Genomic DNA, 8,972 nt, shown 5'->3' with positions numbered 1-8,972 from the left:
AGGGTTCAGTTTTTGAAATAAATTTTCGAATTGGGAATTCACACGCTATTGGATTTGTTTTGGTAGCCAGTGAGGAGACCCTTATTTCCTCATCTAAAGGAGGCTCTAGACGATCCGCAATGCAGAAGGAAGTGTTCAGTTTTTGAAATAAATTTTTCACAATTCAACTACTCTCATCAAATCTTAAAGAAGAGCTATTCAAAAAAATTTTTTAAAGGGTATAATAGCATTGAAGCCTTGAGCACTTAGCAAGTTAGCGGAGGCTTAACAATTATTTAGGAGCAGTGATATGACTAGCACAAAGCCGAAGTTTCAAATACCGATGAGCCCTTGGGCAATTGGGTATTCCATTTTCATGATGACTCTGGGATCGATTATCTATGCCGCTGGGGTTAACTCTTTTGTTATTCCTAATCATTTTGGGAACGGAGGCGTCGCTGGGATTGCGATTGTTCTCTATTATTTAAAGCACATCCCTACCGGGACGACCAACCTTGTTCTGAATACAATTATTATTTTAATTGGTTTTCGCTTTATTGAAAAACGAACCCTGATCTTTACCATTTACACCATGTTTGCCACGTCTTGGGCACTGAACCACGTTTTCTTACCTCCGTTTCAGTCAGAGAATATTCTGATTTCGGCCATCGCTGGAGGGGTTATTATGGGGATCGGCCTTGGATTTATTATTAAGGGCCACGGTTCTTCAGCCGGTACGGACATTATCGCCATGATCCTAAGAAAGTATACCGGTTTGAACTTTGCCACAGGAACCTTTTTGTTGAATATGGGAATTGTCTTATCTTCATCCTTTGTGATCGGTTATGAGAATACGATCGTCACGATCTTTATGAAGTACTTGACTTCTCAGGCCTTGGATATGGTGACAGAAGGCTTGTCACGACGCCGAGCAGTCATGATTATTACAGACCGACCTCAAGAAGTTTCTGAAGCTGTATCAAGCTTGATCCATCGGGGAATTACCGTCTTTAGAGCTTTTGGTTATTATACTCACACTGACAAGAAGGTTCTATATATGGTTGTTTCAAGACCGCAAGTGGTTAAAATCCAAAATTTGCTTAAGTCAGTGGATCCCAAGGCCTTTATGACGATTACGGAAGTACAAGAAGTGATTGGCCAAGGATTTACCTTTTATAATCCAAGTAATAAGAACAAGCCATTTTTTGATGAATAGGAAAGATGGCAATCAAGCTGTAACAGATCGTTACGGCTTTTTTTGTTGCCTGTTCTTAAGTGAATGCATCTAGTCCGAGACCTGCAAGTATGGTAAAATCAAGCATGAAGTGGTCTTAAGGAGGGACATAGGATGCGTTATTGGATTGAATCCTTTGGAGGTCAAACACAGTCAAACTATGATGAAATTTTCATCGAAAATCAAGATCAACGGATTTCTTTTACAAATTTAGGGGCACGGATTAATCGCTGGCAAACCCTGTCCGGCCATGCCTTTATTCTATCGCATAAAGATGCGGATGAGGTTTTTCATTGGCAGGACTTATATGCGGGGGCGACCGTGGGCCGGGTTGCGGGTCGAATAAGCCAGGCTAGTCTGATTTGTCAAGGCGACCAACTCCGATTGACTGCCAATGAAGGACCCAACCATCTTCATGGTGGAGGACACAGCTTTGATCTAGCAACTTGGGATTATCAGGTTGAAGCGACCAAGGATCGTGTTCAGATTGACTTTTTCCTAGAAGATGCCGCTGGAAACCAAGGCTATCCGGGAAAACTAGAAGTCACTGTTCGTCATAGCTTCGATAGTGACAATCGCTGGACGGTTGAATACTTGGCTAAAAGTGACCAAGCGACGATTTTTAATCCAACCAACCATGTTTATTTCAATCTAATGGGCGACTATGAGCTTCCTATCGATGCCGCTGAAATCCAGCTTTTTGCCAGTCATTATGTTCCTACGGATGAAGCCAATCTTCCACAGGGGTCTTTAGCCACAGTGCAAGGGACGGTTTTTGACTTGAATCAAGCCAAACTCTTTAGTGAGATTTTTGCGAGTGAGGATCCTCAAATTAAACGGATTCAAGGGCTTGATCATGCATTTCTATTGAAGGATTCAGGCGATCAGGCTTGTGTGACTGTGACTGATGATAGGGCTGGTTATCAGCTTGAGGCTTGGACAGACTGTGATTGTCTAGTGGTCTATAGCTTGAACCAAGTAGCCGGTGACCAGTACTTGGACGGTCAGCGGGTCACTCCTCATGCTGCCTTTACCTTAGAGGCACAACAATTACCTGATGCGGGTCAATTGAATCGGCTGCAGGATATTTTTCTAGCAAAAGACCAACCTTTCTACCGTAAGACGGTCTATCAAATTCAACAAAGTTAAGAGGGATTGTTATGGATATAAAAGCATTACAAGCAGCATTTTTGAAATATTTTGACACTCAAAGTCAGCGGGCTTTCTTTGCACCCGGTCGAGTTAATTTGATCGGTGAGCATATCGATTATAACGGGGGGCACGTCCTACCTTGCGCAATTTCAAATGGGACCTATGGTTTAGTATCCCTGCGATCTGATCAAAAAGTTTCTTGTGTGTCCTTGAACTTCGAGTCAGATGGCTGTGTGTCCTTTGACTTAGCAGACCTATCCTATCAAGCTTCTGATAGTTGGCTTAGCTATATTAAGGGAATGATACAATATTGCGAGGAAAAGGCGGGCAAGACTGTATCGGGCTTTAATTTATTGATTTATGGCAATATTCCGAATGGGGCTGGCTTGTCTTCTTCTGCTTCCTTAGAATTATTAATCGGTATGATTGTGAACCAGCTATTTGATTTAGGACTTAGTCACTTAGATTTGGCTTTATTAGGTCAAAAAGTGGAAAATAATTATTTAGGATTGAATACGGGGATTATGGATCAGTTTGCGATTGGGATGAGCCGGGCAGATTCGGCAGTCTATTTGAAAGTATCTGACATGTCCTATGAATTCCTACCGCTCCAACTTGGGGAAGTGGTCTTGTTGATTATGAATACTAACAAGCAGCGTAAATTGACAGATTCAAAATACAATCAAAGACGGGCTGAATGTGATCAGGCTCTAGCTGATCTACAAAAGGAATGTGATATCACTTATTTATGTCAATTAAGACCGGATCAATTTGAAGCATTGAGTCATTTGATTGAAGATCCCACTATTCGGCAAAGAGCCAAGCATGTGGTCTATGAAGATGAACGGACTCAACAGGCTAAGGAGGCCTTATTAGCCAGTGATTGGGAAGCCTTTGGCCAGTTGATGAATCAATCGCACCAATCTTTGCGAGAAGATTATGATGTGACTGGTTTGGAATTAGATACCTTAGTTGAGGCAGCGTGGGAACAAGAAGGAGTCTTAGGTGCTCGAATGACTGGGGCAGGGATGGGTGGTTGTGCCATTGCCTTGGTTAAGAAAGACCGCTTAGACTCAGTGAAAGATCAAATTCAAGCCATTTATCAAGCCAAAGTAGGCTATCCGGCTAGCTTTTATCTGGCACAGAGTGCGCCAGGGATCTGTGAGTTAACGGCTATCAACGAGGAGGATTAGATCTTGCAAAAAATTCACGTTACGATTGCTTCTTTTGTAAACCAAGCGATTCAGTTAGGTTTTGCTCAAGAATTAGACCGAGTCTACTTGCAGAATCGCTTAATTGCTATGTTGGACCTCAAATCTTTTCAAGATTTGGGCCAAAATGACCTATCCCTTTTAGAGAATATGGATCAGATGGTCAATTATGCTAAGCAACGGGGGATAATTCAAGCTTCAACTTCTGCTCGGGAGATTTTTGAAGCTCAGATTATGGACTTAATTACGCCGCTTCCATCACAATTAAACCAAACTTTCTGGGAAAAGTATCAAGAATCAGCTCAGGCAGCAACCGAGTATTTTTATCAATTGTCACGCACTAATGATTATATCAAGACAAGGCAGATTGCCAAAAATATTATTTTTCAATATGAATGCGATTATGGCTGTTTAGATATTACCATTAACCTTTCTAAGCCGGAAAAAACCACTCAAGAAATCGCCTTAGCTCGTCAGATGGAGTCTAGTTCTTACCCCGTGTGTGCTCTTTGCTTTGAAAATGAAGGCTTCAAGGGAGACTTGAACCATGCAGCTCGGACTAATCACCGACTTATTCGTTTGGAGGTGAATGGGGAAGGCTATGGCTTGCAGTATTCACCTTATGCTTATTTTGATCAACATTGTATCTTCGTCCATCAAGCGCATCAGCCGATGGCGATCAACCGGCGGACTTTTGCCAATTTATTAGCGATCGTTGACCGTTTCCCTCATTATTTTGTGGGGTCTAACGCCGATTTACCGATTACAGGTGGTTCGATTCTCTCTCATGATCATTATCAAGGGGGACGGCATCATTTCGCCATGGCTAGGGCCAAGGTCTTCGAGACATATCAATTAGCTGACTTCCCAGACTTGATGGTAGAACATCTCTACTGGCCTATGTCGGTGATTCGCTTACGTCATACGGATCCGAAGCTGGTACTGGATGCGGCCGAAATGATCTTCAACCACTGGCTAGAATATAGTGATGAGTCCTTAGAGATCCGGGCTTATACTAATGGTGAGCGGCATAATACCATTACGCCGATTGCTAGAAGGCGCGAAGAGGCCTTTGAATTGGATTTAGTACTACGTAATAATCGCACGAATGATCACTATCCAGATGGCATTTTCCATCCTCACCAAGATGTTCAACATATTAAAAAAGAAAACATTGGCTTGATCGAGGTGATGGGGTTAGCCATTCTCCCACCAAGATTACTTAAGGAAGTAGAAGCCGTTAAGGCTTATCTAAAGGCAGAAATCCCACTGGAGCAGGTTCCAAGTATCCATCAAGCTTGGGCACAATCACTGAAAGAAAGTGTGCTTCATGAAGACCAAAGCCAGCTTGATGATTTAATCCAGGATGCCATCGGACAAAAATTCCAACGGGTCTTAGAAGATGCTGGCGTCTTTAAGATGGATCAAGCCGGACAGGCAGGATTCCAACGCTTCATGGACAACTTGAATGCTCGATAACCGTGTTTTTTGATTGGTCAATTTATCATTAATTAGTAAGTAATCCCTCGGATAAAATGTAGGCAAAGGGCTCGATTTATCCGGGGGTATTTGTTATGATGATAGAGTCCAACAGACAATACATCATAGAAAGAAGGAATGGCAATGGCAAAACGTGCTAATCAATTATTTATCGAAAAAGAAGGACAAGAGTATGTTATTCGAATGACTCCAGAACTTCAAGAAGATATTGGAACGGTAGGGTTTGTTGAATTTTCTGAAGAAGACCAAGTCGAAAAAGATGGGCTTTTGGCTAATTTGGAAGCGTCAAAAACGGTTCTTGAATTACCAAGTCCACTAGCTGGAAAGATTGCTGAACGCCATGAAGCAGTGGTTAGCCAGCCTGAACTATTAAACTCTGTTAAACCAGAAGAAAATTGGATTGTTAAATTAACCCAAGTCGATGAGGCTGCCTACGAAGCCTTAGAGGACGCATAATCATTCGTTTAATAATATAAGGGAGAAAGGGATGGTTGCTTGGACCCACTCATCACTGACTTGAAGGAATTAGTGGCTGCCTTAGAGCAAGAGAAGCCGGATCAAGCTGCTTTTTTTGCCAACTATCCTAGACATAGCTTGGAAGACTGGTTTAATCTCTTTCGTGGTTATTGCAATGTCCGACCACCATGGCCTGCGTCAGATGCCTTTTTACTGAAACAAGACCATGTCTTAACAAGTTTGCAGGAGCGAAGAGGACAAGTGCCTCTAGCTGACACTCAACAAGTCGATTCTCAACTCTATCTATGGCAAGGGGATATGACGCGATTAGCAGTGGATGCGATTGTTAATGCCGCTAATCAGCGACTCTTGGGATGTACCCAGGCCAACCATCTTTGCCTAGATAATAGTATTCATACTTGGGCGGGAATTCAGCTAAGGCTGGCCTGTCATCGATTGATTCAAGACCAGGGTCATCTTGAACCGGTTGGCTCTGCCAAGATTACCCCAGCTTATAACTTGCCCAGTCAGTTTGTGATGCATACGGTCGGCCCTTATATCTATGGGCAAACAGTTAGTGAAAGGAAAAAGCAAGCCTTGATCAGTTGTTATCGGGCTTGTTTGGAACTAGCAGATTCCTTTCACTTAAACACCCTGGCTTTTTCGTGTATTTCAACCGGTGTATTTCATTTTCCACCGAAAATGGCGGCAACTCTGGCGATCGCGACAGTCAAGGAGTATCTCGCAATACACCAGTCACCCCTTAAGGTTGTCTTTAACGTCTATTCATCGGAAGATCTAGCGATCTATCGATCCTTGCTCGTTAAGGACAGTCATTATTGATATAAGAGGAAAGTAGGAAGAATAAATGATTATAATTGAACCAAAACGTGGCGGCGAATGGGTCTATGACCAAGGAACATTAATGGCACTTCAAGCCTACGCCCGTGACCATATTTTTTTAGATGATGATATTGTTATGCCATATATGTGCCGTCCGTCGATTCAAATTGGCCTCTATCAAAATGCCTTTGAAGAAGTCAACCAACCTTATATGGATGAACATGGCATTGGGCTAGTTCGTCGGGAGACCGGCGGTGGGGCTATCTACCTGGATGATCGGAATATGAGTTATTGCTTCTTATTCAATACGGATAACGGCAATGATATCTACGGTAATTACGATAAGCTTTATGCACCGATTGTTAAGGCTCTCAAAAAATTAGGGGTGGAAGGACTGCAACAAAAAGGGCGAAACGACTTAACCTTGAACGGACAAAAAATATCCGGTGCAGCGATGACGGTAGTTCACGGTCGCGTCTATGCGGGCTTCTCCATGTTGTTAGATCCTAACTATGAAGTGATGGATATTGTCTTAAAACCTAATCAGAAAAAAATGGCCTCCCATGCGGTTCAATCTGTGCGTGCTCGTGTTGGCGCCTTGCGTCAAGCTTTGGCAGATGAATATAAGGATATTACGGTTGAAGAATATACGGAATTAACCTTAAAAGAATTATGTCAAGTGGATGACTTGAAGGATGCCAAGCGCTATGTCTTGAGTGAAGAAGAATGGGCAGCTATCGATCAGATTGCTAATGAAAGATATAATAATTGGGATTGGAATTATGGCCGATTTAGAGAGTTTCAGTTTAAGGTGTCTGATCGTTTCGAAGGTGTTGGGACCTTGCATATCGGCTTGAGCATTAAAAAAGCCATCATTGAAGATATTCAAATTAGTGGTGACTTCTTTGCTGTAAAACCCATTCAAGAATTGGAAGCCAAGCTCAAAGACGTGCCTCTTCGTAAAGATGCCATGTTGGAAGCCTTAGAAGGAACTCAAGTGTCAGACTATATTACACGAATGACGAATGAAGGATTGATTGATTTTATTTTACAAATCCCTCAAGCAGAAGAAGCATAAATTCGAGCTTAATCATCAAAAAGCTGTGATCAGAAACTTGATCACAGCTTTTTTTGTTTAGGGATACCATGCTAAGAGTTGTTGAGCGGCTTGTTCTGGGTGGTGATGGATGAGGCGGTGTTCGAAGTGACGGTTGATGAGCGTGTAATGTTGGTCGTAATAATTAAGCATTAGGTCTTGAATGACGCTGGCATAGTCTCCTTGTTTCAGGGCTTGCAGATGCTTAGCTTTGCGCTGAGGATTCATCTTATTCATGCTTTGCAGAGCATCCATGATTTCTTGTAGATTATGTTGGTCACCCTTTGGAAGATAGTCAGCCATTAAGATCTGAATTCGGTCTTCTAGGCTGGCCTCAATGAGCACTTGATGGGGGGAATCCTTATAGGCATTGTAAAAGCTTTGAGGAGAGTGGACTTTACCAATGCTAGCCGATTCTCCTTCGATAAAGACATAACCTGGTTGGAGCTGGCTTAAAGCTTGAGCTAGGCGGGATTCATAGCTTTGTTGGCTGGGCTGTTCGCCAAGTCCCACATGACCAAAATGCGAACCTCGGTGGTTTGCTAGGGATTCTAAATCAATGATCTGTCCGCCTTGCCGTTGAATTTCTTTAAGGATCAAGCTTTTGCCACAGCCCGTTAGTCCATCTAAGGCCACAAAGTTAATTTGGGGGCTTACTTGGTCAAAGTAGGTCATCAAATGTTGGCGGTATGCTTTATAGCCACCTTCAAGTTGATAGACCTTTTCGCCAATCCCATCTAATAAGCCAACAATGGCGGAAGAACGGAAACCCCCACTTTTACAATAGAAGACCGGGGTATGGTTGCTTTGTAGCTCTAAGAAACGTTTGAAATATTTAGGCAAGTTTTGCGCCATATATTCTATACCTCTTAGCTTTGCAGCTTCGGGATTGACGTGGCGGTAGAGTCGTCCGACATCTTGCCGACTCGCATTATCCAGGACCGGCAGGTTGATAGCGCCGCTAATATGTCCCTGTTCAAATTCAAAAGGACTCCGCACATCGATCAAGAGGGGATGATCCAAGCTTTGAAGGGATAGATAGTTTATTTTATTTACCAATAGAACCAGCTCACTTATTAAATAATCAGATACAACCTATCATAACGCTTTTGCGTTGGAAAGTGCAAGCTTTCAAATAAAGAAGCCTATTTTTATTCGTGGAAGAATGGGTAGCAGTCCACTATAAGATAAAAACAGCGCGGTGGTGATCGCGCTGTTTTTTGACGGGAGAGGAATCTGTTAGATTAGGGGAGTTGTCGCACTCTGTTAAAACGTGCTCCAAAAGTCAGAGCCTAGAAGCTAAGCTAAAACCCTCAACATTTTCTGCGAAAATGCTCGGGTTTTTGCTTAGCTCAACGGCTCAAACCGACTTTTGTCGCACTCTCTCAAAACGTGCTCACAATTGCAGCGCCTGGACGTTAAGTGATCTTTCTCGAACACTCTTTTGAGTGTTTCGAAAGTTCACTTATCGCTGCGGCGCTTGCTGAGACTGTTGTTGCTT

The 8,972-nt window shown here is 42.8% G+C and carries 8 protein-coding genes; 7 read left to right on the top strand and 1 reads right to left on the bottom strand.

What is annotated here, in order from left to right:
• Positions 1-289: 289 nt before the first annotated feature.
• From HMPREF2758_RS05440 to HMPREF2758_RS05410, 7 genes are all read left to right on the top strand, one after another.
• Positions 290-1,195 (top strand): YitT family protein, encoded by a 906-nt coding sequence (locus HMPREF2758_RS05440; RefSeq protein ID WP_070609540.1) that lies wholly within the window; start codon positions 290-292, stop codon positions 1,193-1,195.
• 132 nt (positions 1,196-1,327) lie between these two features.
• Positions 1,328-2,362 (top strand): aldose epimerase family protein, encoded by a 1,035-nt coding sequence (locus HMPREF2758_RS05435; RefSeq protein WP_070609539.1) that lies wholly within the window; start codon positions 1,328-1,330, stop codon positions 2,360-2,362.
• Between the two features lie 11 nt (positions 2,363-2,373).
• Positions 2,374-3,558 carry a galactokinase gene (locus HMPREF2758_RS05430; RefSeq protein ID WP_070609538.1) on the top strand — a complete coding sequence of 395 codons (1,185 nt, stop codon included), beginning with the start codon at positions 2,374-2,376 and terminating at the stop codon, positions 3,556-3,558.
• Between the two features lie 3 nt (positions 3,559-3,561).
• A complete protein-coding gene (galT, locus tag HMPREF2758_RS05425; RefSeq protein WP_070609537.1) occupies positions 3,562-5,055 on the top strand; it encodes a UDP-glucose--hexose-1-phosphate uridylyltransferase in 1,494 nt (497 codons plus the stop codon).
• Positions 5,056-5,199: 144 nt separating this feature from the next.
• Positions 5,200-5,532, top strand: coding sequence for a glycine cleavage system H family protein (locus tag HMPREF2758_RS05420; protein WP_070609536.1), 333 nt, complete (start codon positions 5,200-5,202; stop codon positions 5,530-5,532).
• Positions 5,533-5,571: 39 nt separating this feature from the next.
• Positions 5,572-6,375, top strand: coding sequence for a protein-ADP-ribose hydrolase (locus HMPREF2758_RS05415; protein WP_070609535.1), 804 nt, complete (start codon positions 5,572-5,574; stop codon positions 6,373-6,375).
• A gap of 25 nt (positions 6,376-6,400) precedes the next feature.
• On the top strand, positions 6,401-7,453 hold the full coding sequence (locus HMPREF2758_RS05410; protein ID WP_070609534.1) for a lipoate--protein ligase: 1,053 nt from the start codon (positions 6,401-6,403) through the stop codon (positions 7,451-7,453).
• Between the two features lie 57 nt (positions 7,454-7,510).
• Here HMPREF2758_RS05410 and mnmH read toward each other — a convergent pair whose 3' ends face one another.
• Positions 7,511-8,530, bottom strand: a complete 1,020-nt coding sequence (gene mnmH / locus HMPREF2758_RS05405) for a tRNA 2-selenouridine(34) synthase MnmH (RefSeq protein WP_070609533.1) — start codon at positions 8,528-8,530, stop codon at positions 7,511-7,513.
• Positions 8,531-8,972 lie beyond the last annotated feature (442 nt).

Source organism: Facklamia sp. HMSC062C11 (assembly GCF_001810675.1).
GTDB classification, from domain to species: domain Bacteria; phylum Bacillota; class Bacilli; order Lactobacillales; family Aerococcaceae; genus Facklamia; species Facklamia hominis.
This window is presented reverse-complemented; position numbering and strand designations above follow the sequence as displayed.